Genomic DNA, 25281 nt, shown 5'->3' on the forward strand with positions numbered 1-25281 from the left:
TTTTGTTGCAAGATATTCTGTGTTCTATGTATTAATATGTGGAAGTTCACAGAATGATATTCATGGCAAGAACGCCCGCTGGTGCGTGCGTTCCTACTTCAATTTTTTTTCTTATCGACTATTATAACAAAAAGTGATAGCAAAATAAAGAAAAGTTTTAAAGAAAAAACTGGAAAATATTGATTTTACACTTCAAATTTGTTAGGATATGGGAGAGAAAGTGAATGAATGGAAAAATTATAACATTGTTATAGGATAGATAAGAATAGAAAAAGAATGAAAAGGAGGACAATGTGTGGTTGATACACTCTTTCAAAAGGATAGAAAAAGAGCCAAAGCTTTAATTGTGGATGACAATCCGGTTAATCTAATAGCTGGTGGAATGATGTTAAAGACCTATGGTCTTACTGTAGAAACCGCAGGGAGCGGGAGGGACGCCTTAGAAAAAGTGGCGGAAAAAGATTTTGACATCATTTTTATGGATCTCATGATGCCAGAAATTGATGGGATTGAAGCTGCAAAACGAATACATAACTTAGAAGGAAAAGCGAGTCAGGTAATTATAGCGATTTCAGGAGCACTTATTGGTGAAAATGGGAGAATTACGACAACCAACGATTTTTATGGTGTATTAGAAAAGCCAATTGAGGCAGATAAGCTAAATCAGTGTTTAAAAAGATGGATACCGAAGGAAAAATTAAGTGACCATATCACAGATTTTTATGATGAAGCGAAAGATAGTGCAGATGAAATAGCAGAATTTATAGATAATTTCCAACTGGTTACTACTCTAGATTGTAAATTAGGATTACATTATGCGCTAGATCAGGTAGCTAACTATATCCGCATTGCGGAAGCTTCGGTGAAACAAATGAATCAATCGATGAAAAGGCTTAGTTGTATTACAGGAGAAGAAGACCGTGGTATTATAGAAGCAGAATGCCACTCTTTAAAAAGTGTATTAAATCATTTGGGTGCAAGAGAATTAGCGGAAGATGCAGCAGCTCTTGGAGTAAAAAGAATGGTGGAGAGACAGTTCGATTATAATAATTATAATACTGACTGTTGGCAGGAGCAATTAAAGAGATTTCTTATACGTCTTAACTTATTTTGTAGTGAACTCGAACAAGCATTAGTCGCATATAATAATAGAAGAAATCCTAAGGATGAAAATCTGGAATTTACAAGCTGTTCTAAGGAAGTAATCGCGAAGCAGCGAGAAAAAGTATTGTATCATATCAGCCGTTATGAATATTTTGAAATTATAAATGGACTAAGGCTACTGTTAATGATGGTGTCCAAAGAGGATCAAAATAGGATTTATCAAGCGATGGAAGCAGCAGAAGAATTTGATTATGAAAATACGTCAAAATACGTGAATGAAATTAAAGTATGAAAGAAATACTTTTATAAACACTCCAAAGATTGAAAGTTTCTAAGAATAGTAGCAAGAAGTCTAAGAGATACCTATAAAAGGACAGAGGAGAAGCCCGGTAGAGGGGGAGGGTAACTGCCGGGCTTTGTTTTATGAAAAAAATTATCTTGTAAACAATGTTATGATGTATCTTATATTGATATTATAAGATATGAATATGATGATAGTATGGCTAACTTATGAACATTTTGTGAATTCATAATATTGTTATTCATGACAAGTGAACTGTGATTTCTCATCTTATTTCGTATTTTTACAAACTAACCAAAAATTACAAGACTTTATTAGAGGACTTCGCAAATACTAAAGACAGGTTCAATTCCACCGAAAGGAAATGGGGATATGATGAGTGTATTCAAGAAATTAATACGCAAAGAGTTAGGAGAAGTCAACTACAATAAGTATTTCACATACATTCAAAAAAATCTCAAGAACAAATCACTAGAGAGTAAAGAGGTTTATGAGGATATTTACACTAGGCTTAAGGATAAAGATATTGAATCGATTGCAAGAATGCATGATAGATTAAACGACGCTATGTTACTTGCCTTTCGTATCAGTAAAAATTATATGTTTGCCTTGATATTCTTTATTGTTGCCTCTGCGTTTATTCTATTAAAGGGTTTAGTACCATTGGTAGCGATTACTGCACTTGGTACTATGAGTGTTCTATTTCTAGTTAAGACTTATGAATTTGTCATTAATAAATATTGCTTTATTGATGCTCAGATTGTTTTAGTATATAAGTCTGTCTTAGAAAAGATTATTTTGGGTCATGTGAAAAATCGTAACTTATGACAAAGTAGAAGAAGGACTGTCATTATTTTTGATATGACAGTCCTTTTTTGACATGTTTTTATAATCAATGTGAAATCTTGTTGTAAAATTTTCCTTGTAATGTGTTCAAGTTACGGGTATAATAATTGCGTCCATGTGGTGCTTTGTAAAAGAAGATAAAAGGGAATGTGGTGAGAATCCGCAGCAGCCCCCGTTACTGTTATTGGAATGAAAATTGCATAAGTGTCATTGTATCTTCTTTGGCATTAAGGATATGGCTCCTAACCTTAAAAGCGAGGAATGATATGAGAAGACAGCAATGAGTAAAATGACCATAAGCCAGGAAACCTGCCATATGAGAATGAATCATCTGCACTCGGAGGGAGATGTAGATAAAAGGAGTATTTATGAAAATAAGTAAAAAACTGTTGACACTTGGTTTGATTTTAACCATTGTCATGACAGGATGTGGAACAAAAGCAAAAAATGAAAACAATGGAATTACACCGAATCCAACGGCTGAAGCACAAGTTACAGCACAACCATCACCTAGTGCAGAGCCAACTACTTCTCCATCTGCCTTACCAGAAAATACGGCAAAGGACAATGTAACTACGTATCCACTCACAATTACTGATTCTACAGGAGCTACCATTACGTTTGAACAAGAGCCTCAAACGATGATATCCTTCGCTCCAAATATCACAGAAATAATATATGAACTTAAGCTATCGGATAAGCTAATTGGACGTACTGATTATTGTGATTATCCTTCGGAAGTAATGTCCGTAGAATCCATCGGAGACTTCTATAATCCAGATGTAGAAAAAATTGTAAGCTTAGCGCCAGATGTTGTACTAGCGTCTTCTCTATGGACGGAAGATGTTATTCAAAAATTTAAAGAGGTTGGAATTACAGTCGTTGTACTAAATGAAGATAAAAAGATTAGTGGCATCAATGACATGATTGACTTAATTGGGCAGATATTTAATAGTAAGGATAATTCAGCAAAGCTTATTGAGTCTATGAAGGCTAAAATAGAAGATGTAACCACGAAGGTTGCATCTTATCCAAAGAAAACTGTATATTATGTGGTTGGATTTGGTGAATATGGTGATTATACAGCAGGAGGTGATACTTTTACCGGAGATTTATTAACACTTGCTGGTGGAGATAATATTGCAAAGGATGTCAGTGGATGGTCCTATACGTTAGAGAGTCTCATTGAAGCAGACCCAGAAGTCATTCTCATTGCGTCCAGTATGAAAGACAGTTTTATTACTAGTGAGAATTATAAAAATCTAAGTGCGGTTAAGAATAATCAAGTTTATGGTATTGATAATAATTTATTGGACCGCCAAAGTTATCGAGTTGCAGAGGGAGTAGAATTAGTAGCTAAATTGCTACATCCGGAAGCATTTCAATAGATACCGGAGGGGTTATGAACAAAAGAAAGCCTTCATTTTATTATATAGTTTTTACCCTGTTGCTGTTTGTAACAATTGTAATCACAGCATCAGTAGGATCAGCCAATATTACCATATACGATAGTTTTAGAGTTCTTCTTAGTAGAATTCCGTTCGTAGGAGGTTTGATTGACACTTCCCAAATTCCTGAGAATTATTTTACGATTGTATGGAATATCCGTATTCCTAGAATCTTACTCTCTGGATTAAGTGGAGCCTCACTTGCATTAGTTGGTGCTTGTTTTCAAGGGTTGTTTCGAAATCCACTTGCTGACCCACAAATACTTGGCATTTCTTCTGGTGCAGCACTTGGAGCTACCTTAGCTGCACTAAGTGGAATGACAATGTCGTTCTTTGGATTAGGGGTAATTGGAGCTTTCGCCTTTGTTGGAGCTTTGCTTACCGTTTTATTAGTATACCGAATCGCTTTTACTGGTAGTACTGGGTCTGTTACGCACATTGTATTAACTGGTACAGCAATAAGTTCTATGTTGTCTGCAATGATTTCTTTGTTAATGAGTATTAGAAGAGAACAAATAGAAAAGGTTTATATGTGGACGCTGGGAAGCTTTTCTGCAGCTAGTATGAAGAAAGTTGGATTTCTTTTTCTGTTTTTTATCCTCTGTGCCACTATAATTATTGTATATGCGAGAGATCTAAATATTATTGCGGCAGGGGAAGAAACAGCAGAAAGTCTTGGTATTGATACAATGAAAGTGAAGAGAGTTCTTATCATAGTCGGTTCCCTTTTGGTAGCTGCTTGTGTCTCGGTCTGCGGTATTATAGGTTTTGTCGGGTTAATAATACCCCATGTGGTACGTTTACTACTTGGACCAAAGCATGAAAGACTATTACCATTTAGTTGTATCTTTGGAGCATTTTTCTTAATCGTATGTGATACCTTAGCGAGAACTTTAAGGTCCCCTGGAGAATTACCGGTAGGTGTGATTACCGCTTTATTTGGTGCGCCATATTTCTTACTGTTACTGTATCGTGACAAGAAAAGGATGGTGTAAGATGGATAAGCAACAGACAATACAGGTAAATGAGTTATCCTGGCAACCACAAAAAGAAGAGGAGGCAATTTTAAAAGAGATATGTGCAACCTTTTTACAGGGAGGTTTTTACGGTATTCTGGGGCCTAATGGATCTGGAAAAACTTCATTTATTCGTCATATCTTAAGATTGCTACCAAGTGAATCAGGGAGTATATTCCTTGAAAATAAGGAACTTACAAGCTATAAACGAAAGGACATAGCAAAAAAGATGTCCTTAGTCCCACAAAATACCAATATCGAAACAAGATTTACTGCCTATGAAATCGTAATGATGGGGCGAACACCTTATCAAAAAAGGTTTCAAGCAGTCAGCAATAAGGATAGAGATATTGTAAGTGAAGCGATGAAGATGACGAACTGCTATAACTTGCGGGAAGCTATATTTTCCAGATTAAGTGGTGGAGAAAAGCAAAGGGTTATTATAGCAAGAGCAATTGCTCAACAGACACCATGGCTATTTTTAGACGAGCCGATAGCTCATCTGGATGTTCGGTATCAGATGGAATTGATGAAATATTTAAAGAAGTTAAATGACTCAAAGAATACATCGATTATCACAGTTCTTCATGACATTAACTTAGCTTCTAGATATTGCAAACAGATTGTTTTGATGAAGAATGGAAGGATCGTTGCAGCTGGAACGACGAAAGAAGTATTAACGATTGAAAATTTAAATCAAGTGTTCGAAATACCTTTTTGTGCAATTGAAAATGAAACATTTGGTGGTAGTTATTTCGTTCCCATTACTTCTTAGGAAGGGCGAACGTGTTCTTAGTAATTATCAGAAGATTAAATCAATAGTTATAGTTTTTTTTTATGGAATACTATATATTAGTATTCCATAAATCTATTAAAACATAATAATTAAAAGAATCCTCTGAAGAGTGAGTAACTTTACAGAGGATTCTTTTCTTGATTCTACATCTATTCTTGATTTAATTTCTTTTCTTTTTTCTTCTTTTTCTTTTTACGTTTATTGGATTTATCGCTATGTTTTATCTTAAACATGTCATTATCTGCAAGTTGTATTGCCTGATCAATACCAAAATCTTTCGTTACCTGTCCAAACCAAGTACCAAGACTTAAAGATACAGTATAGGGCTTATTTGATGTTTGATTATAGTGATCTAGATAGTTCTTTATTTGATGGGATGCCATAGATATGTTATTGTCTTCATGGTCTCCTAATGCTAATAAAATAAATTCATCACCACCAAAACGAAAACATTTACTAAATGGTATTCCAGAGGATAGCAATGCCTTAGCACAGACCTTAATCGCATTATCACCTTCGAGGTGCCCATAAGTATCATTTATTTTTTTTAAGTCATCTAAATCGCCAAGTATTACGAGGAGTTTTTTACGTTGAACAATTGCTTGTTCTATGAATTCTTGGCTGTAGATACAAAAACCATTTCGATTATAAAGTTTGGTAAGGTTATCTACTTCTGCTAAATTTCCTAATTGCTTGTTTGTCCATTTTAAATTATTTTTTACTCTTAAGTTTTCTAACGCAGTATTGATATTGCGAATCCAATCTCGAAAACATCGATCGTAAGTAGCAACGCGATTATGATATCCTAAGGTAGCATAGCCAAAACAGCGGTCATAAAAATGAAGTGGTACAAAGTAATAGAGGCATGGATTCTCTCTTTTTTCCCATAGAGCTGGAAGCATGATAGAAGTAGAAAAAGTCTTATCATGATGACAGAAGGCCTCCTGATCCTTTTCTAAATATAATTTCATAGTTTCTGTATAACCATCAATTAAGTAAGGTTGGGCGTTATTTTGATTAAATGAAACGCTATCCCAATTCTCACATAAGGAGATATAAAACGAGTCAAAGTTCCCTATTTGGAATACATACCAACTAACCTTTGAAAGACAATCCATCAAATCTTCGGAAGAAATTAATTCTTCCATCATATAGTTATAATTGCTATAAAAATCTGTGAGGTGGTCATAATCACTGACTTTTAAATCCGCAGTTTCTAAGACTTTTTTCGATGGATGGCATCCACAACTATCTCCCAATAGTAATTTGGCAGTATCTTCTGTCTCTGTAGGTAGGTCTAAACCCTCCATTCGATTTATTAGTGTTAACATAGCTTTGATACCAAGCTGTTCATTTTTTAATTCAGTAGAAGTAATGGTTGGATTATGAAGAATACCTTCTAGAATGGAATCATATCCTGTAACCGCGATGTCATTCGGTACTTTTATACCATGTTTTTGTAATTCACTGCATACGTTAATGGCCATGGTATCAGAGGCACAAACAATTACATCTGGTCTTGCATGATTACTATGTAGGATGGTATCGACAACTGATTCCCCCATCTTATACCAGAAGTCACCATAAAAGATATAATCATTGACGATTGGTATCTTGTATTTTTCTAAGGCCTTAAGACATCCACGTAATCGGCGCATGGCGTGTTGATGTTCCTTAGGACCAGTCATGATGGCAAAGTTTCGATAGCCATGTGTGTTAATAAGATGAGACACCAATAATTCCATCGAAGCTTCATCTGGATAACAAACACTTTCAAAATCAGAAAGTTCCCAATCGATGGATAAGACGGGACCTGTGAAATGTTCCTTGATTTTTTGTTCCAGCTTCGATACGAGACCGGGGTTTCTTAGAGTGTCTGGAATAATGAGGATTCCATCCAACAAATGATATTGAATCATATTAAAAATATTAATTTCACCTGTTTGATAAACCTCTTTCGCATATTCCTTTGTAAAGGTAGAAAAAACTACAACATCGTATTGATATTTTAAAGCAACAGTCTCAATACCAGTGAGCAACTGTTGTTGATAGATATATTCAACTTGTGATGTTAATATCCCGATCATTTTACGCTGCTTTGGCATGAGTGACCTCCTCTTACTATAAACTAGTAAATATGTACCATAACTATAAAACATATTATACTACTTTACAGAAAAATTTGGAAGTTAATCCGTACTATGAAATTTAACAAAATATGTTGTAATATTCGCTTTCTATATCATGATAATTTTTTATAGAGCAAACATCAAATTTATGATAAAATGAAAAAATAAAAATAGTAAAATATGGAACTATCGGATACAAGAATCGTCTAATGCATAGAACCGAAGAATCGGATAGTGTAATAGGAGGGAAACATGAAAAGAAAGAGTATTATCGCACTTATGTTAGCAAGTGGCATCATTATTACCAGTATTCCAGTCCCTGTGTATGCGATGTCTACCGTAGTAGCGGAAGCAGTTACAAAAGATAGTTCACAGAATATTGCATCAGAAGATACAGAGCTGCAAACGAAGCTTTCAAAGATTATTACAGAAATAAAGAAAAAGGTTAAAATTCCATCTGACTGCACAAAATTTGATTCTAATTCTTATGCGGAGGATTATGGAAGAGGAAGACAGTGGAACCTAAATTGGTATAGTGAGAAAGGTTCCCATTATTTTAATGTGGTTTGTGATGATAATGCGAATATTACTTATATTTATGATAGAAATTATGATAAATATGAGAAGCAAGAACCAATTAAATATCTTATCAAAGAGCTACGACCTGTTGCAGATACTTACATTAAAAAGGTAGCACCAGAAGCTTGGGGGCATATAACATTCCAATCAGCGTATTATGTAGGATATTATAATAACTGTTATCAGTTTGAGTATGTACGAACAGAAAATGGTATTATGATGCCTGATAATACAATTACAGTACAAGTTAATGCAGCAGATAAAGAAGTTAAGGAATATAATGCAAACTGGCTATTTCAACTTACCGTACCTGCAAAAGATATAAAGATATCAAAAGAGGAAGCTACAGAAAAGTTAAAGAAACAAGTTTCTATGGAACTTAAGTATCTAACGAAGTGGAGTGAAGATGGTAACACTAGAAGTGCTTACCTAGTATATGCACCAAGTAATAATTACGTAGCAGTAGATGCAAAAACTGGGGAAGTATACACATCGAGAGAGCAGTGGATAGAAACTTCTAAACAAGAAGAAAATGCAATGCAAGATACTGCTGCAAATGAGAAAAGTACAGGTGCAACTTCTTTTACAGAAGAAGAATTAGCACAAATTAAGGAATTAGGAAGTTTAATAACGAAGGAACAAGCGATCGAGAAAGTTGTAAAGAATAAAAATCTACTGATTGATGCTAATGTAAAGGCGATAACAGCATCTCTTTCTGGGTATCGTATGTATGGTAAAGAAAAGGAAAAGCAATACGTCTGGAGTATTTCACTAACAGACCCTAGAGTTCCAGATGATAGTAAAAATGATTATTATAGAACAAATGCGTATGCAACGGTTGATGCAAAAACAGGGGAGATTTTATCCTTCCATTCCAGCGTAAAAAATGCAGATCAGATGACTCCAGAAGAGCTAGAGAAAGCGAAAACGAAGCTATCCAGAGAAAAATGTGCAGAGATCTTTGAAACATTTGCAAAATCTCAGAACGATAAACAATTTACGAATACAAAGCAAGCTTCAGTAATTCCAGATTACATCTATGACTATGTAAAAGAAATTCCTGTTTATGGAGGATATGCATTTGGATATCAAAGAGTAAATGAAGGAATTCCTTATGCAGACAATTATTTTTCTGGCAGTGTTGATTCTATTAGTGGTAAAGTATTCGATTATCGTAAGTACTGGGATACTACTGTCAAATTCGAGTCACCAAAGAATGCAATGACACCAGAGCAGGCATTTAACGCATATATCAAATTAGAGGGATATGAGCTTGTTTATGAGATTAATACAGTTCATAAACTGGTAAAGGATGGAGATACCAATAGCATTGTCGAAAGTTCATACTCTATTGATTATCAACCAAGATTAGTATATCGTACCAATATTAACCCTGATACCATATCACCATTTACGGGTAAGCAATTAGATTGGTCTGGAGAAGTTTATGTTCCTAAGGCAAAGATAATGGATGATTATACTGATATTAAAGGTACTACTTATGAGCGCAGCATCTTATTATTACGTGATTTAGGGGCAGGAACTGGCGAACTTAAATTCCGACCAAATGATGTGATTACCGGGAAAGAGTTACAGAGTCTAGCTGAAAAGCTATTTTATGAAGCGACGAGAGATGAGATTAAAATAAAGAGTAATAGTGGAATAACCAAACAACAGCTGGCAAAGTATAGTGTGCAAATTTTAGGATATGAGAAATTTGCGACGATTGGAGATATCTTCCGTTGTGGTTATACTGACGATGCAAAGATAGGAAAGGATTATTACAATTATGTTGCAATAGCAAAAGCACTTCAGATATTCGGAAGTGGTAAAGAAAAAGCATTTGAACCAACAGCTAAAATAACAAGAGGTGAGGCGGCAGACATCCTTATCAAAGTTCTGAACTGCAGTACACGTTAAGTAATATAAAAGAAATTTGTCGAAAATAATGGTAAAATATTGACAAAATAGATATATTTGGATAATATATACTTACTTTGTGCAAAAGCAGAAAGAATAATAGGTTAGGGAGGACTAAGGATGAAACTTAGAAAAAATGTTGTATTAGTACTATTAACATTAGTGCTTGCGCTTTCACTCATTGCATGCAGTAAGGGGAAGAATGGTCTTGTAGGTACTTGGTTTGGCGAAGAAGACGATTTAACTGTAGAGTATACATTTAATTCCGATGGAACAGGCAACGTGAAATTAATGGAGATGAGTCTTGATACATCTTATAAGACAGATGGCGACAAGTTAATCTTAACCATGAGTTTATTAGGAACAGAGCAGTCTCAAGAATACACTTATGAAGTGAGTGGGGATACTCTAAAATTAACTTATGAAGGATCTACTGCCGAATTAAAGAGAAGATAGAACGTAGGTAAGGGGAGTGTCATATGACACTCCCCTTTACAATGTGCGACCAGCATGATGCAATCGTAGCAGCTATTTTGTGTTACGAACCGCATAGAATTTAGATACCATGAATAGATACTTGCATAACTATGGGGAGTTGACGTATAATAGAGGGAAGTTTAACACCTATATTGACCCTATAGAATGAAAGCGAGAATATATGGAATTCAAGAGAATTGATGATGAAACGGTTCGTTGTATAATCAACGAAGACGATATGAAGGAATATAATATAGAAATCGACGATTTTCTTAAAAATAGAGGCAAGATTCAAGAATTTCTACATAAAATCGTAGAGATGGCAGTGGATGAGGTCGGTTACAATCCTAAGAACGGATTGCTAGCGATGCAGGTGATGCCATTGCCAAGGAATCGTCTGGCAATAACTTTTTCTGAAAAAGGCTCCGAGGGTATGGAGGATATTCTACATCAGATTAACGATGCATTGGGTGGTAATGGAGAATTTACTCCAGAAAGCATGATAAGTCGATATGAGGATTTATCGGATATTGAAAAAGCAGAAGCCTTTGATAAGTTTATTCGAAATCTTATACAGGATGTTGCAGATGAATATGAGGAACAGCAATACAATAAAAAGAAGGATGTAAATCAAGAGAAAGAAGGTAAAAATAAGAAAAATAAACAAGGAGTAGAATCTGTAGTTCAGATTTATACCTTTGGGAAACTATATGATATTGAAAGATTTTCAGTAATCTTACCGGAATCCTGGACGGTTAAGAGCACTCTTTATAAAGTTGAGAAGGACTCCTTGTATTACCTTGTATTGGAAAAGGGTAGATTATCAAAAGTCAATTTTCAATATGTATGTGATCGGGCGAATGAATATGGAAAGTTTCATTCGGAAAATCAAGCCAGAGTAGCATACCTTAAGGAACATGCATCCTGTCTTATTAGTAAAAAAGCTATAAAAGTATTAAGAAATATAGTAAATAACTAGTATAAAGGGCTGTGATATTTCTAATGTTTGAACATTAGAAATATTGCGGCTCTATTTTATATAATTAATGTAAATGTTTGGAAAAAAAGAGATATGCGCAAAGAAGTCAAATAATAATTGTTTTCTATTGAAGAATTACTTTTAAATTGGTATAATTTTCTACGTCATAATAACAAATTCTACAGAAAGAAGGTGTCCAAAAGAGAATAAGCGCTGTAATTCTTTTCATTATGAATATATTTTAGGGGTTAAAATAGATTTCTTCCTAGAAACATAGAAGATGTAAATAGGAAGTAGATTACAATAATGGAGAAGCAAGGGGAATATCCTAAGCTACGGATTGGAGCGTTACATGAAAAAACATAAGAATTGTTTCATTGGAGGTAGTAATGGGAATAAGATATGATTTAGTTTTTGAACGAGGATTTTTTCGAAATCCATCAGAAAATCTTGTTCTCAAAGGTACTATTGTCGGAACATTTGATAAAGAAAAATTTGAACGATCAGTTTTGCAACTAAAAATAGCACATCCAATTCTGCAATGTGTTGTGAAGCAAAGTATAGACGGAAAAGTCAGTTATGTCTATCATAAAGGGGCAACCCTAAAAATTACCTACATAGAGAAAAAAAGCCAAAGTCAGTGGGTAGAATTGGTGAAACAGCAAGAACATGTGATTTTTGAATTTGAGAAGGAACCTACCGTTCATTTTTTTGTTCTATATCAAGAAAAAGAATTTGATTTTATCATGATTGGCCACCATATGTTAGGAGATGGCTTATCGTATTTATATTTATATCATGATCTTATCGAGTGCTATTGTAATGGTAAAAAAAATCTGGAAATAAAAGAATCGAAACCGATTCAATCCGTACAGAATTTACCAAAGGGTAGTCAACCATCTTTCCTTATCCGCTATATTATTAAGCAATTGAACCGTAAGTGGGCTAAGAATCGCAAAATTTTAACTCAAAGTGAATTTAAAGTAGTGCATCAGAAATATCAAGAGAAGCAAAACATTGATGTTGCTCTTTTTTATCTCAAAGGTAGTGAGTATCAAAAGCTTAGGCAAGCGGTAAAACAACATCAGATCACGATGAATACTGTAATCTTGGTTGCATTAATGAAAGCATTAAGAGAGTTGACGGAGTTTACGGAGGAAAAAGTAACTGTTGCAATTAATTTAAGAAACAGGCTTTTGTTTCATCCAGGAAGGTGTATCGGTAATTATGCAGCAGCTATTACTAAGATGCTAAGTTATGATCTGAAAAAAGATTTTTGGGAAAATGCGAATCATCTAGGAGCGATGGTACAAAAAGAGATTCAAAACCCGAAAAAAGCCTTTCAATTGGTGCACTTATTTTGTTTACTAGATAGTAGCATATTTGATGGGTTGTTTTACTCAAAGTATAGTGATTATACAAACGATTGGCTTAAAAAAGTATCCAAGCTACTTAATTTTAAGGACCATGAAGAAGGAATTGATCTCTCGAATCTAGGAGTTTTTGAAATAGATCTAAACACAGAGAAGTATCAGATAAAAGACATGGCTTATTTACCGCCAGCCGCTGCTGTCTATGATAAAACGATAGGTGTTATTACTTACCAAGATGAGTTAGCAATCTGTATTTCACACAAAGTGAAGTATTTACCTAAAGAAAAAATGGAAGTGATTATAAATCGAACGAAAGAAATTTTGCGTGAACTTAATTAAAAGAAATGGTATCTAAATTATATTAGGATACACAGGAGGATGATTATGCGTAAGAGTATACGAACAAAGTTATTATCAGTTGTATTACTGTTGTCTTTATTCAGTATAGTAGCAAATGTAACAAATTTGAAATCAATCAGAGAGGTATATGATGTATCGTATGCTTTGATTGACAGCGATGATCCCGAAGTAATAGCAGCAGCTAGAGATGATCTTACAGAAACCTATCAGTATAGCGTTCAATCCAATTATATCGGGATAGGATTTATGGTATTTCTAACACTTGTTGCCATAGTAATCTCTACAAAAACCATTATTTTACCTACAAAGAAGTCTACGAAACAACTGGAAGAGATACTAAGTGATTTCGATGCTGGTCAGGGTGATTTAACAAAACGAGTTACCGTTTATACCAAGGATGAAATTGGACGATTAGTATTAGGTGTTAATACCTTTTTAGAAACGCTACAAAGAATAATGGGGCATATGATATTAGATTCTAAGCAGCTTAACACAAGTATTTCTTTAGTCTCTGACAGTATTAGTCAAGTAAATGACAATTCTTGTGATATATCTTCTACGATGCAACAACTGGCAGCAAGCATGGAGGAAGTAACAGCAACCGTATCCTCGATGTTAGAAAGTATTGGTCTTTTAAATACTGATGTTATCACAATGACAGAACAGAGTAAGGAAATTGTAGAATATATCGGCGAGATGAAGAACAGAGCAAACACGATGAAGGTCGACGCAACGGGTAAGAAGGCTACAACCAGTGAAATGATAAGTAAAATCGGAGATACTTTGCGTGAAGCCATTGAAAATAGTAAGAAGGTAGAACGTATTGATGAGTTAACGAATGACATTTTAGTTATTTCCAACCAAACAAATTTGTTAGCCTTAAATGCATCGATAGAAGCTGCTCGTGCTGGGGAAGCAGGAAAGGGATTCGCTGTTGTTGCAGATGAGATTCGCCAGTTAGCAGATAACAGCCGAAATACAGCAACGAATATTCAAGAAATCAGTGGCTTGGTAAGAGATGCTGTATTAAACCTTTCGGATAGTTCAAAGCTTGTATTAGATTATATTCATACTACAGTATTAAGTGATTATGATAAGAATGTGAGTAGTGGTATTCAATATGATAAGGATGCTTCCTTTATTCATGATAGTATCTCTCAATTCTTGGAGCATATTAATGCATTAAGCAGGATGATCAATAATATGAGTGAGTCTTTTAAGGGAATCGCTTCCGCTGTAGATGAAAGTGCAATCGGAGTCTCTAACGCTGCAAGCAGTGCCTCCAATTTAGTGGAAGAGATGGCTAAGATTAGCGAAGAAGTTAAGAGTAATGAGATGATAGCAGTGAGTTTAAACGAAGAAGCAAATCGATTTATTGAAGTATAAGAAAAGCAAATTGTTATAAGGAAGTATAAGAAAAAGTAAATTGATTTATGGAAGTATGGTAAGAATTGAATTAAGTTTATCTTATAAAGATATTCAGAACTAGGGGACAGAGGAAATATTCGAAAAAAGAGTTAAGTTGATCTAGATTAGAATATTCTCATCTGTCCCTGTTATTATTAAGGTTGTCATATCGAACATATACATGAAAAAGTATATTAACTATGAGCTCATTTTTGATATTAAGTATTTCAACAAAGCTTTTTATCCTACCGTACAGTAATTAATTTGGTAGCAGTAATCGTCTTACCGGCTAAGGTAGTTACAGATAAGGTAATCGTTGTTGTTCCAGCTTTTTTTGCAACAAATACACCGGTATATTTATGAATAGTACCTACTCCTAAATCACTACTTGACCAGCTGTAGGAAGCAACTATGCCAGTTATTTTAGGAAGGAAAACACCAGTCTGCTTTACTTTAAAAGTTGTGGTTTGGGCTACCATTGATATGGTAGGTGCTTTTGTAACTACTATGGTAGCAAGTAGATAATAGGTCGTCTGGTTTTGTCTGATCGTTATAGTTAGGAGTGTTGTTCCTTCTTTTACAGCAGTTAAGACACCATCTTTAGAGATGGATGCATACTTTTCAGGAACCAGTTGATAAGAAAATTCTGCGGTTGTTGAGACACCTTGTATCTTGATTATCTGTTGATCTCCAATCTCTAAGGGATAGAGTTTTTGAGAAAGTGAAGGTTTTAAGTTACTAATAGTTACAGTACAAGTTGCGGTTAAGCCATGAAAGGTTGAAGCAGTGATTGTAGCTGTACCCACTTTTTTTGCTGTAATAAGTCCATTGGCATCAATTGATACAATAGAAGAGTCTGAACTTTGATAGAGAACATCGCTATCACATTCCTCGTTATTTCGATAGGTTTTTGCTACAAGACTTAATTGTTCCTTTGGATTTAGAGATACCTCTTCATATGGTAATGATATCTTATCTGGAATTTCAATTGAAAATACATAATCGGATTCGTTCATGGCATAATCAATCAATAGGAATGCAAGATTTACCTTAGAGTCAGTTAAGTAGTCTGTGATATCATAATCGAAGGTAGAAGTTGCACCTTTGGCGGATTCGTTCATAGGTGTGATAGATAAAATACCAAGTAGTTCGTTATCTTCATTCATTAAGCCTAGTAAACCTCCTGCAAGGAACTGATTGTCAGTTCCAGTTAAGGTAAGATGAACCCTACTATTTTGTAAGGAGAGAGAAGCACTTAGTGCAGAAGGTGCTTCCATATCGATGGTAATAGGATAGGAGAGCGTATTCCTAAGGGTGTTACTTTCATGACCATCATAGACAAATGAGCCTTCTACAAGGTAAGTATAAATTTCGTTATTAACAGGTTCTTTTGGCGCCCAGTCCATAGTATCTGTTAGAATACCCATTCTTTTAATGGAAGAGTAGTACAAGGTCTTACGGAGATAACGGTCTGTTGCAGAGGTTTCAATGGATCCGTTCGGGGCTATGATTTTCGTTGCAATGGAGTCAGCATTTCTCAATAGACTTATGTTTGCTTGATAAAAAGTATCCATATAGCCATCACCATTTGGTGAGATGGCTATTTTTTCTGGGCTTAGGCTTAATATGGATTGGTAATACGAGGAATAGCTATAAGGGCTATAATTATTATTAAGCAAAGTATAAGCCATGTCATCAAGGAAGTTTACCCCAAGATATTGGCTTTTACTTAATAGTAATGTTGGCGCTTGAGAGTATACTTCATTTGTTCCATTTCCAAATAACTGATTATCATAAATAGAGGACTCATCAAATAAGCCTGCCTTGGTCCAGTCACCAAAGAAACCGAGGAATGGAATAGAGAGTGTAACACCAGTTTGCGTAGTAATAGCAGCATCCGTCGAGGTTATCTCACCTAATAGCGGTGTTATAACACTTGACACTGGTGTTAGTGTTACATATCCTTCTATAAATTCTCCATTCATAAAATTGCTTATCAGGTATTGTTTCACTTGTTCTGATAAAGTAATGGTTAGTGTAATTGTAACCTCTTCCAATGGCTTTAAGGTAACTGTATTGACAGGCTGCCCATTTATTGCAGTAACAGCAGTCACAAAACCTGTGATATCAAAAGGTGTTTCTGCAATCAGATTACCATAGGAGGAGGTAAGTACACGTTCTGTTAAGGTCGTGGTGTTAATGTGATATGTTAACTCTGTATCTGAGATCGAGGTTAGCTTAAAACTTTGCGTAAATACTCCAGTTTTATTCCTATCATCTCCAAGATCTAACTTTGGACGATTATGGCTTTCGTTATTGTAGGCGGATAGATAAGCTTTGGTGTTGATTGCATTATAGATATTTACAACGCCAGCTCCCTGCTTTCTTGGAAAATAAGGAACACCATTCTTCTTACTAGGAATTGCAGTGCTCATTAATAGCTTTGTGGCTAGTTCTTCTAATTCCTTTGGATTATTTTGTGTGAACAGAGGAGATGATTTTAAATATTCTTTCATTAGGGCGTAACAGCCTGCAATATGAGGAGCAGCCATGGAAGTACCGCTCATGGAAGTATATCCGTCAAATGGGACAGTGGAATAAATATTTTCACCAGGTGCAGCTATTTCAGGTTTTAATCTTAAGTCAGGAGTTACACCAAGAGAGGAAAAAGCAGATGGTTGTTTTTCATTCGCATTTGGAAATTCACCGTTTCCTAATTGTGGAGTTATCATTTTAATTGAGGAGTTATTTATTATTAACCCATCAGCGGAAGTAACTGATACAGCTGGAATTAGATAATCATTGATTGCCATGCCAAAAGTTCCGGATTGATTATTCTTAACGACGATTGCAATCGCACCATGACTGGCAGCATAAACAACTTTTTCATTAAAAGAGATACCACCACGGGATACAACCGCTACTTTTCCTGTGACTGATATGTCACTATAGTCTAAATTATCACCATATCCAGGGACAGGAACTGCTTCATAAGAAGTTTTCTCTATGGTTGCTAAATCGGAAAACTTAGGTTGTGTTGCGGTAGCAGTTTCTGTGTATGGAATCGACAGATTTTCAATAGTAAAGTAGGCGGAGTGGTAAGTGCTATTGATCACACTGGCAACGGAGGTAGAACTGGTATAGGTGGATGGAGAACCAACAGCTGCTGTATCTGGATTATTGGTTTTTGCATATCCTCCAAGCTGGTTTTGATAGGTACTGCTATAGTTATTCCCAGCAGATACCGATAAGGAGATGCCAGCATCTGTCATTCTTTGATAAATCAATTCCATGGTTTCGCTTTCTGCATTAGAGAAACCAGCAGGGGCACCAAGGCTCATATTAACCACATCAACGGAGAGGTCAGCTGCATCATCTAGCGCAGCGAGAATATATTCACTTGGAATACCATCGTAATAATCAGAAGCAACTTTTAATATGACAAGTTGGGACTCTGGTGCTACGCCAGTAATTTCACCTGCGTTCGCCCCAATCGTTCCAGCAACATGAGTTCCATGTTCATTGCCATACAGAGTGATGGAATCAGCAGTTGGAGAGACTGAAGAATCCATGTCAGCATAATCATAAACGTAGGGAATCTTATCACTTATGTACTTACCATTTTCAATCAAACCTGAGGAGATTTTTTCATTTACTATACTCTGAGTTAGAGATAAAGTAAATGGTGCTGCAGAAAAAGCAGCATGGTTAATGTCTAGACCAGTATCAATTACAGCAATTACCATGCCGTCTCCCCGGTATTTTAAATCCCATGTATTGCTTGCTCCAATCATGTCAACACTGCTTGACATCTGAGGTTCTTCCATTTCATAGGTAGCTGAGACATAAGCATTCTTTACACCTTCCAGTGCTTTTATGTCTTTTAACAAAGATGCATTACAACGGATTGCAAAACCATTCATAATTGTAGTATATTGATATAATAGCTTTGGAGTTACTTTGTTACTTCGAGCTATCGTTGAGGATTCTTCTGAAGTTGTTGTCATTGCAGAAATTTGGCTAAATAATGACTGTTGAGAATGAAGTATCTGTTCCTTCTCGGTGCGTATGTCAGGAATGCTAAAAAAATCATAGAGAGCAGAATCTTCTTCTATGAATGAGTAGCTATCATAACTATACTGCATGTTATAATAATCAAGCAAAGAAGCTCCTTCTAATTCTACAATGATGGTTACCTCTTTCAAAATTTGATTATTCTGTGGTGTAGTGGAAAGTTTGTTTTCTTCCTTTAATAATGTTAGTGCATTCTTTTCTAATGATATTTTTTCTAATCCGTATGGTTTAGCGTTAGGTGAGGTGTTTGAATCTTTTGTAGACGCTAATAACTTAGTGCTTGATTGTGCTGCATTTACTGTTACCCCTTGATTCACAGTAGAAAGAGCAAAAAGGAAAGCAAGCAAAATTGCTATACTCTTTCTGCTTATGCAACGAAAGGTTTTCTTACTCATACACATCCCTCATTCTTTCTAAAATAGATTGGCTTAAACAAGCTGTAAAAATTATACAAATATCAAACAAATCTGTCAATTCTTTAATGTAGTGAAAAAATAACAAATTATTTAATAATATGTTAGAATATACACCAAATTGTATTAATAAGTTATATTCTAGATTTAAATCAATAAAAAAGGAGAAAGTTGTGGATGTATAACCAAAGAATGTGCAAACGATGTCTGCTTGCTGATATGTCAGAAGAGGGGTTAAAGGAACGAGTATATGAATATATCAAAAGCTTAAGCGAAGATATCAAGGTGGCACCAGAGATATATCAACAGAGGTTAAATCAGTGTCGTGAATGTGATAAGTTAATTAGTGGTATGTGTAGAGCTTGCGGTTGCTTTGTTGAAATGAGAGCAGCAATGAAATCGAATGCATGTCCAGATGTTTCTCATCGGTGGTAAAAAGTAATTCTTTACATAATCCAATAAATTCAAAAATAAACAGGCTGTACCACTAAAGTACAGCCTGAATTATTTAGGACAAGGAAAAGTACGCGAAGCGTGCGTTTTCTTGTTTTATCTATCTTGTTTGATCTGGTATCGCATCTGTGACATCTTGATACCAGCTAATTTCACCATTTTTCCAGGCTTCATCAAAGTTAGTTATAGTAGGTGGTGTTCCGCCATAATGTTGATACCAGCTATCTGGATAAAGCGGTGTTTTATTTTTCACAATGGATTCTTTTGGTAGTTCTTTGGATTCATCTGGTCTTAACTTTCTGGCAACAATAACTGTTCGATAATTTGGAAGTTCATAAGAACAAGTTGAGAGTAAAAGCAGATGATCCTCTTCGGAAATATTCAAAGGAATATCAAAAATTGAACGAGCTTTTATTTGATAAACAAAATTTAAGAAATCAGCGGAATCTATAAAACTTCCACGTTGATAATCAAAAAGCTTCTCTTTTGCCGAAGAACCGTTTGTTTTAAATACGGCAAAGATTTTCCACAAGCTTTCCTCATAGAGTGTATCAAATTGAATCACGGGATTTTTCTTTAAAAAGTCTAAATCATTATAATTCATCAATTCATGAAACATATTCCCAGTGCTTGTCATGTTATGTCCATGGATTAACAGACTTTGGGTCGGTGTTTCGATATTTGTGTTTGTATCAAGAAAAATACTTCCGAATCGATCTTCTTCTTTATTGATATTCCTAGTTAAGTAATATTCAGGGTCATCCACACTAGATTGAAGCACCGGATAGTTAATATTAGTGCCTTCTATTTGAATCCACCCTTTTACATCAGGATTTAGTTCTAGTAAGGGAATAAATTTATCTAAAGGTGCATCTTTTGTAGTTGCTGTGAATGAGACTTGGTTATCTGGTTCTGCTGTAATAGAAGGGATGATATCCTCTTTCGGTGCTTGATCATTATTACTTTCATAAAGATTCTGAATTTCTTTTATTGCCTTGTTTGAGTTGGAAGGACTAATCCATAAAATATCTACGAGTAAGAAGATACCTACGATTACAGCAATAATAGAAATGATATGGATAACCTTATAAAGTTGCTCTTTTTTGTTTTTATGTATGGTATCAACTTTCTTTTTGTCTTTTTTATGTCGTGATTCATGTGTCATAATCATAGATATCCTCCTTTCGTAAGGTTATACAAAGTATATCACAAGTATTTAAAAATGATAAGAAGCTTTTGATATTACCTATACCTATTTTATAAAAAGAACTGTCAGTTATCTAGAATACAATGATAACTTGACAGTTCCTTTCGAATGTTATTTAAAACTACAGATTACTGTACTTTTTTTAATTTTCTACCAGAGATAAAGAAAAGTGTTCCTGCAAAAATTACACAGATTCCTATGATAGAAACTGCAACTAAACTGTTATCGCCTGTTTTATTTTACGGAATAAGTTAATGTTGCTTCTGCATTTCCAGATTCGATTTCAGTATTTGTTGTTTCAATTGATAATAAGGTTGGAATGGAAGAATAGTCCTTTCCATCTTCTTTGCTTGCAGCTCGGATAAGGTCTTTCACACCCATCGGATCCCAATCATCATTTCCGAAAGTTTTTATAAGAATCTAAAATACATATTGACATAATAAGGAAGTAATGGTACTATTTAGTTAAACGTTAAACTATACAATATATACAATAAATATCTTAAAAGATTTTTGGTTTTACGTCAAACTAAATAACATGAGGAGGTATTTACAATGAGAAAATTAAGAAAATCTATTGCAACTATGTTTGCGGCACTTGCTATCATGACTTTGTTTACTGTGAATGCATTGGCAGCTACGGATTTAATGAAGGATGGTAAGATCTTAAGTGGCGGATTTGTCAATGCAGGGGAAGAAGTAGATGGAACAATACAAGGACCTGGTAACTGGACACAGCTTAACTTAGGTGATTACGAAGTAAATGCAAAGTACTTACATATTGTAATGAAGGCAACAGGAGACACTGCTGCTGCACAAATCGTGGTTTCAGATGCTGCAACCTTTCATCTAAAAGATCTAGGTATCATGTTAACAGAGGAATATCAGGATGTAGTTCTTCCTGTCGATGAAAATGGCGTTGCAGTAATTTCATGGGTTAATTTTACAGGGCTTGACGGCGGAAGTAGTGTTTATTCCATTAAAGACATGTTTTTATCCGATGATCAGGCTTCAAGTTTAGGTACACCTGCAGTTGAAGAAACATCGGTTGCTACCGATGCAACTACGAGCACTGCTACAGAGGATGTACCAAAGACTGGAGAGAATAGGATGCCAGTTATTGTATTACTTGGTATCGTAACTATTGCAGGAGTAGTATTCGTAGTTACAAAGAAAAGAGAGAGAGCGCATGGTTTAATTTAATCGCAGTACAAACTTATTGGGGCTGTGAAAAAAGCCCCTAACACAGAGACGTCGGTTTAACCGACGTCTCTAGTTGTTTTTAATCTAAATCAACACTCTAAAAAAGAGCATAAATCCCCCTACCCCATAGAATCAGCATTTTGGATTTTATGCTGATTTTTGAAGTCGCATCTTTTTATTATGATATTTATATAGATTTTGTCCGATAGAAACTAAAAAAATCTCTAATCGTACAGAATTGATTCCTCTTCTGACAATTCTTTTATAGTTTCGATCATTTTTCATGATTCCAAATGTTCCTTCTGCTTGAATGGATCGATTCATTCTTAAAAGTGCACCATGTATACTTTCAAGATTTTCAATCACTTCCTGATGCATCGCTGTCAGTTCTTGATTGATTCTTATAGTACGATTATTCTCTGTTTTCTTGCATTGAGCTGTATATGGACAGTTGCTGCAGTCTTCGCAGACATAGATTTCTTCCTGACGTCCGTATTCATTTCCACGTACTGCTCTTCGGTGAGAAAAAATAAATCTCTTTTCATTTGGACATATCATGTATCCTTCCGAATTAAATCTGAAATTGACAGCTCTGAACGGATCATTATGGTATTTTTTATCTTCGGTTTCCTTCTTGAACATAGTGAATTTCATGTATTTTTCCATATCATGCTGTTCACAGTAAATATAGTTATTATATGAACCATATCCGGCATCCGCAGTTGGATATTTCGGGTAAAATCCATATGTCTTTTTGAATTGCTCCATGAGTGGTACAAAACAGTCCATGTCTGAACGATACTGGTTAACGTCAACAACTGCTATATATTCATCAGCTACCCCAACCTGTACATTGTATGCCGGAAGTAACTGATCATTTCCCATGTAATCCGTTTTTATCCTCATAAATGTGGCGGAATGATCTGTTTTGGAATAACTGTTACGTGCAGGGCCACAGATATTCACCTTTTCTATGTATTCCTCCAGCTTTGAGGCATACTCTAAAAGCTTCTCATACTGCCTCTGCTGACAGGTTTTTCGATGTCCCTTTCCATAAACAAAATCGGATCTATCAACGTTCCAAACCTTGGCATACTGATCAGCTATTTCACGTAGCTGTTCAGGTGCATACTCTACGTTTGCTTCTATTTTAAGCCCTGACCATTCAAGGTCTGTATTGATTTCATGAAAAAGGGCAGTTATCTTTTCAAACAGTCGGTATCTGGATTTCTCAGTAGCTTTTTTCCATACCCAGCTGTACTTATTCGCATTTGCTTCAAATTTTGAACCGTCTATGTAAAGGTGGTTGAGGTCTACATTTTCCTGTTCAAAAATCTTTTTATTGATATCGTTGAAAATATCTTCAATGGAGTCACCTAAAACATCATTGATGAAATAGGAAAAAGTCCTGTAGGAAGGTCTTTCGTTATCAATTAAATACATGAATCTGATATTTACTCTGCAGTTATCTTCCAGTTCTCTTAGTGACATGTAGCCCTGGGTCATAAATCCAAAAAGCACCGTTTTCAGCATGTTGACGGGATTATATCTGATGCGCCCAGTTTCATGTTCTGGTATGTTTCTCAGATACTTAGCTAAGTCAATTCCCTCCATGAATTCGTCAAATGTCAAAACCGGATCACAAATATCAAGAAAATCTGAAATAAACATTGGCAAAATGCCTTGTTTTGATTTAGAATAAGTTGTGGTTTGATTTTTCATTGCAGATAAATTTTACCACAAAAAGAGGATTTTTAACTCACTAACGTGAATTAAAAATCCTCTTTTCTAGTTAGGTGCTTTTTTCACAGCCCCTTTCTACATGATCAACACTCGAATATGGTAAAATGTGAAAATATGCATATATGCTTGCATTTTTATTCTTTTTTATTTATAATAAAATCTCCAAATACCAGTAAATTTAGTTTTGTGCTACTGATAAAGAGAGGTAGAAATGAATAATTATGTAAAAAAGAAATATAGTTACAAAACCAGTTTTAAATTTATATTACCATCCTTACTTGGTGTAATATTATTTATGTTTCCAATAAAAATCGGGAATAAGATTACGATACCAATTGCTTTGTTGTCCGATTTTATACAAGATAGATATTTTTCTTCTTTGCCTTTGATTGTCTTAGGGCTAGTGGGAGTTTCCTTCTTTGGAAGTGTTATTACTTTTTTTATGTTTCGTTATAGTAAGAGTAGTGTGATTGCTATGTTAAAGAAGAATTCCGTATTTTGTTCACTGTTTCAGATTTCATTCATATCGATTGCTGTAAGAGGGTTTTCCTTTCTGTTATGCGTTTTTACTTATTTTCATATTGGAACAGAGCTAATCTATTCTGAAAATACTGGTGGCCTTGTGTTTTATGAATTATTACCAATCCTATTTACGATATTTTTCTTAGCAGGTTTTTTATTACCACTGTTATTGAATTTTGGATTATTAGAATTTGCAGGAACCTTATTAATTAAGGTAATGAGGCCATTGTTTAACCTGCCTGGAAGAGCTGCTATTGATGCAATTGCTTCTTGGCTAGGTGATGGTACGATAGGAGTATTACTAACAAGCAAGCAATATGAAGAGGGATTTTATACAGAGAGAGAAGCTTGTGTTATTGGGACTAGCTTTTCGTTGGTATCCATAACTTTTTGCTTAGTTGTAATTAATACCGTTGGATTGTCACATATGTTTATACCTTTTTATCTAACAGTAACCTTTGCCTGTCTAGTAGCAGCTATTGTGATTCCTAAACTTCCACCTCTTTCTAGGAAAAAAGATTGCTATGTGGATGGGGTAAATGGAGGGGATAGAGCAGAAGATGATTTTACAATGGATAATAAAATTCCATTTGGAGATGCCAAGAGTCAGAAAAGTCTTTCTGTTGCCTATCATAAGGCTCTAGAAACAGTAGAAGGCAAAAAGGTAATAAAAAGTGTGATGACGGATGGTGTAAGCAATGTTTTAAATATGTGGCTTGTTGTTATTCCGATTGTTATGGCGATGGGGACCACAGCACTTGTGATTGCGAAATACACACCAGTTTTTGAAAATACTTGGGAAGCCATTATTACCATTCTTAAATATGCTTGGAATACCGGAAGCGGCCAGCTGTTTCAGAAACAATATTTGCAGGGTTTGCAGATATGCTTTTACCATCTGTTATGATTTCTGCTGTAGAAAATGATATGA

Annotated in this window: 18 protein-coding genes, 1 pseudogene and 1 riboswitch; of the genes and pseudogenes, 13 read left to right on the forward strand and 6 right to left on the reverse strand. The window is 35.0% G+C overall.

What is annotated here, in order from left to right; translation table 11 throughout:
- Nucleotides 1-295: 295 nt before the first annotated feature.
- The 5 genes from CC92_RS0102485 to CC92_RS0102505 all read left to right on the forward strand — a co-directional run bounded on the left by CC92_RS0102485 (nt 296) and on the right by CC92_RS0102505 (nt 5490).
- The gene (locus CC92_RS0102485; RefSeq protein WP_029502002.1) at nt 296-1396 is read left to right on the forward strand and encodes a response regulator; all 1101 of its coding nucleotides are present in this window, start codon (nt 296-298) and stop codon (nt 1394-1396) included.
- 381 nt (nt 1397-1777) lie between these two features.
- Nucleotides 1778-2233, forward strand: coding sequence for a hypothetical protein (locus tag CC92_RS0102490; protein WP_029502001.1), 456 nt, complete (start codon nt 1778-1780; stop codon nt 2231-2233).
- Nucleotides 2234-2352: 119 nt separating this feature from the next.
- A riboswitch (cobalamin riboswitch) is annotated at nt 2353-2583 on the forward strand.
- A 36-nt stretch (nt 2584-2619) separates the two neighbouring features.
- Nucleotides 2620-3639, forward strand: coding sequence for an ABC transporter substrate-binding protein (locus CC92_RS0102495; protein ID WP_029502000.1), 1020 nt, complete (start codon nt 2620-2622; stop codon nt 3637-3639).
- A 14-nt stretch (nt 3640-3653) separates the two neighbouring features.
- Nucleotides 3654-4694: a FecCD family ABC transporter permease gene (locus CC92_RS0102500; RefSeq protein WP_029501999.1), complete on the forward strand. Its 1041-nt coding sequence runs from the start codon at nt 3654-3656 to the stop codon at nt 4692-4694.
- 1 nt (nt 4695) lies between these two features.
- Nucleotides 4696-5490, forward strand: a complete 795-nt coding sequence (locus tag CC92_RS0102505) for an ABC transporter ATP-binding protein (protein ID WP_029501998.1) — start codon at nt 4696-4698, stop codon at nt 5488-5490.
- A gap of 170 nt (nt 5491-5660) precedes the next feature.
- On the opposite strand, the gene CC92_RS0102510 is transcribed toward CC92_RS0102505, so the two are convergent.
- On the reverse strand, nt 5661-7616 hold the full coding sequence (locus tag CC92_RS0102510) for a diguanylate cyclase (protein ID WP_029501997.1): 1956 nt from the start codon (nt 7614-7616) through the stop codon (nt 5661-5663).
- 276 nt (nt 7617-7892) lie between these two features.
- On the opposite strand from CC92_RS0102510, the gene CC92_RS0102515 reads away from it, so the two are divergent.
- The 5 genes from CC92_RS0102515 to CC92_RS0102535 all read left to right on the forward strand — a co-directional run bounded on the left by CC92_RS0102515 (nt 7893) and on the right by CC92_RS0102535 (nt 14714).
- Complete coding sequence (locus tag CC92_RS0102515) at nt 7893-10139, forward strand: S-layer homology domain-containing protein (RefSeq protein WP_029501996.1); 2247 nt, start codon at nt 7893-7895, stop codon at nt 10137-10139.
- A gap of 120 nt (nt 10140-10259) precedes the next feature.
- Nucleotides 10260-10595 (forward strand): DUF5640 domain-containing protein, encoded by a 336-nt coding sequence (locus tag CC92_RS0102520; RefSeq protein ID WP_029501995.1) that lies wholly within the window; start codon nt 10260-10262, stop codon nt 10593-10595.
- 202 nt (nt 10596-10797) lie between these two features.
- On the forward strand, nt 10798-11595 hold the full coding sequence (locus tag CC92_RS0102525) for an adaptor protein MecA (RefSeq protein ID WP_029501994.1): 798 nt from the start codon (nt 10798-10800) through the stop codon (nt 11593-11595).
- A 389-nt stretch (nt 11596-11984) separates the two neighbouring features.
- Complete coding sequence (locus tag CC92_RS0102530) at nt 11985-13307, forward strand: condensation domain-containing protein (protein ID WP_029501993.1); 1323 nt, start codon at nt 11985-11987, stop codon at nt 13305-13307.
- A gap of 45 nt (nt 13308-13352) precedes the next feature.
- Nucleotides 13353-14714: a methyl-accepting chemotaxis protein gene (locus CC92_RS0102535; protein ID WP_051650624.1), complete on the forward strand. Its 1362-nt coding sequence runs from the start codon at nt 13353-13355 to the stop codon at nt 14712-14714.
- Nucleotides 14715-14980: 266 nt separating this feature from the next.
- Here CC92_RS0102535 and CC92_RS0102540 read toward each other — a convergent pair whose 3' ends face one another.
- A complete protein-coding gene (locus CC92_RS0102540) occupies nt 14981-19204 on the reverse strand; it encodes a S8 family serine peptidase (protein ID WP_029501991.1) in 4224 nt (1407 codons plus the stop codon).
- Between the two features lie 195 nt (nt 19205-19399).
- On the opposite strand from CC92_RS0102540, the gene CC92_RS0102545 reads away from it, so the two are divergent.
- Nucleotides 19400-19657 carry a DUF6171 family protein gene (locus CC92_RS0102545; protein WP_029501990.1) on the forward strand — a complete coding sequence of 86 codons (258 nt, stop codon included), beginning with the start codon at nt 19400-19402 and terminating at the stop codon, nt 19655-19657.
- A 118-nt stretch (nt 19658-19775) separates the two neighbouring features.
- Here CC92_RS0102545 and CC92_RS0102550 read toward each other — a convergent pair whose 3' ends face one another.
- The 3 genes and pseudogenes from CC92_RS0102550 to CC92_RS22390 all read right to left on the reverse strand — a co-directional run bounded on the left by CC92_RS0102550 (nt 19776) and on the right by CC92_RS22390 (nt 21257).
- Nucleotides 19776-20846: a class B sortase gene (locus CC92_RS0102550; protein ID WP_029501989.1), complete on the reverse strand. Its 1071-nt coding sequence runs from the start codon at nt 20844-20846 to the stop codon at nt 19776-19778.
- A gap of 164 nt (nt 20847-21010) precedes the next feature.
- Nucleotides 21011-21106: pseudogene (locus tag CC92_RS23580) on the reverse strand (hypothetical protein); the annotation flags it as partial.
- Nucleotides 21107-21116: 10 nt separating this feature from the next.
- Nucleotides 21117-21257 carry a hypothetical protein gene (locus tag CC92_RS22390; RefSeq protein WP_155998282.1) on the reverse strand — a complete coding sequence of 47 codons (141 nt, stop codon included), beginning with the start codon at nt 21255-21257 and terminating at the stop codon, nt 21117-21119.
- A gap of 180 nt (nt 21258-21437) precedes the next feature.
- Here CC92_RS22390 and CC92_RS0102560 point away from each other — a divergent pair, with 180 nt between their 5' ends.
- Complete coding sequence (locus CC92_RS0102560; protein ID WP_029501988.1) at nt 21438-22085, forward strand: LPXTG cell wall anchor domain-containing protein; 648 nt, start codon at nt 21438-21440, stop codon at nt 22083-22085.
- A gap of 147 nt (nt 22086-22232) precedes the next feature.
- On the opposite strand, the gene CC92_RS0102565 is transcribed toward CC92_RS0102560, so the two are convergent.
- A complete protein-coding gene (locus CC92_RS0102565) occupies nt 22233-23807 on the reverse strand; it encodes an IS1182 family transposase (protein ID WP_029501492.1) in 1575 nt (524 codons plus the stop codon).
- A 232-nt stretch (nt 23808-24039) separates the two neighbouring features.
- Here CC92_RS0102565 and CC92_RS20675 point away from each other — a divergent pair, with 232 nt between their 5' ends.
- The gene (locus tag CC92_RS20675; protein WP_051926207.1) at nt 24040-25257 is read left to right on the forward strand and encodes a YjiH family protein; all 1218 of its coding nucleotides are present in this window, start codon (nt 24040-24042) and stop codon (nt 25255-25257) included.
- The last annotated feature ends 24 nt before the right edge of the window (nt 25258-25281 follow it).

The sequence above is a fragment of the Lachnoclostridium phytofermentans genome (genome assembly GCF_000733755.1).
GTDB lineage: Bacteria > Bacillota > Clostridia > Lachnospirales > Lachnospiraceae > Lachnoclostridium > Lachnoclostridium phytofermentans_A.

Bases quoted from the DNA above. Each gene is read 5' to 3' on its own strand.
- CC92_RS0102510 (WP_029501997.1), bottom strand. From the start codon at position 7,616: ATGCCAAAGCAGCGTAAAATGATCGGGATATTAACATCACAAGTTGAA.
- CC92_RS0102505 (WP_029501998.1), top strand. From the start codon at position 4,696: ATGGATAAGCAACAGACAATACAGGTAAATGAGTTATCCTGGCAACCA.
- CC92_RS0102530 (WP_029501993.1), top strand. From the start codon at position 11,985: ATGGGAATAAGATATGATTTAGTTTTTGAACGAGGATTTTTTCGAAAT.
- CC92_RS0102535 (WP_051650624.1), top strand. From the start codon at position 13,353: ATGCGTAAGAGTATACGAACAAAGTTATTATCAGTTGTATTACTGTTG.
- CC92_RS0102495 (WP_029502000.1), top strand. From the start codon at position 2,620: ATGAAAATAAGTAAAAAACTGTTGACACTTGGTTTGATTTTAACCATT.
- CC92_RS0102545 (WP_029501990.1), top strand. From the start codon at position 19,400: ATGTATAACCAAAGAATGTGCAAACGATGTCTGCTTGCTGATATGTCA.
- CC92_RS0102540 (WP_029501991.1), bottom strand. From the start codon at position 19,204: ATGAGTAAGAAAACCTTTCGTTGCATAAGCAGAAAGAGTATAGCAATT.
- CC92_RS0102490 (WP_029502001.1), top strand. From the start codon at position 1,778: ATGATGAGTGTATTCAAGAAATTAATACGCAAAGAGTTAGGAGAAGTC.
- CC92_RS0102550 (WP_029501989.1), bottom strand. From the start codon at position 20,846: ATGATTATGACACATGAATCACGACATAAAAAAGACAAAAAGAAAGTT.
- CC92_RS0102500 (WP_029501999.1), top strand. From the start codon at position 3,654: ATGAACAAAAGAAAGCCTTCATTTTATTATATAGTTTTTACCCTGTTG.
- CC92_RS0102525 (WP_029501994.1), top strand. From the start codon at position 10,798: ATGGAATTCAAGAGAATTGATGATGAAACGGTTCGTTGTATAATCAAC.
- CC92_RS20675 (WP_051926207.1), top strand. From the start codon at position 24,040: ATGAATAATTATGTAAAAAAGAAATATAGTTACAAAACCAGTTTTAAA.
- CC92_RS0102560 (WP_029501988.1), top strand. From the start codon at position 21,438: ATGAGAAAATTAAGAAAATCTATTGCAACTATGTTTGCGGCACTTGCT.
- CC92_RS0102565 (WP_029501492.1), bottom strand. From the start codon at position 23,807: ATGAAAAATCAAACCACAACTTATTCTAAATCAAAACAAGGCATTTTG.
- CC92_RS0102520 (WP_029501995.1), top strand. From the start codon at position 10,260: ATGAAACTTAGAAAAAATGTTGTATTAGTACTATTAACATTAGTGCTT.
- CC92_RS0102515 (WP_029501996.1), top strand. From the start codon at position 7,893: ATGAAAAGAAAGAGTATTATCGCACTTATGTTAGCAAGTGGCATCATT.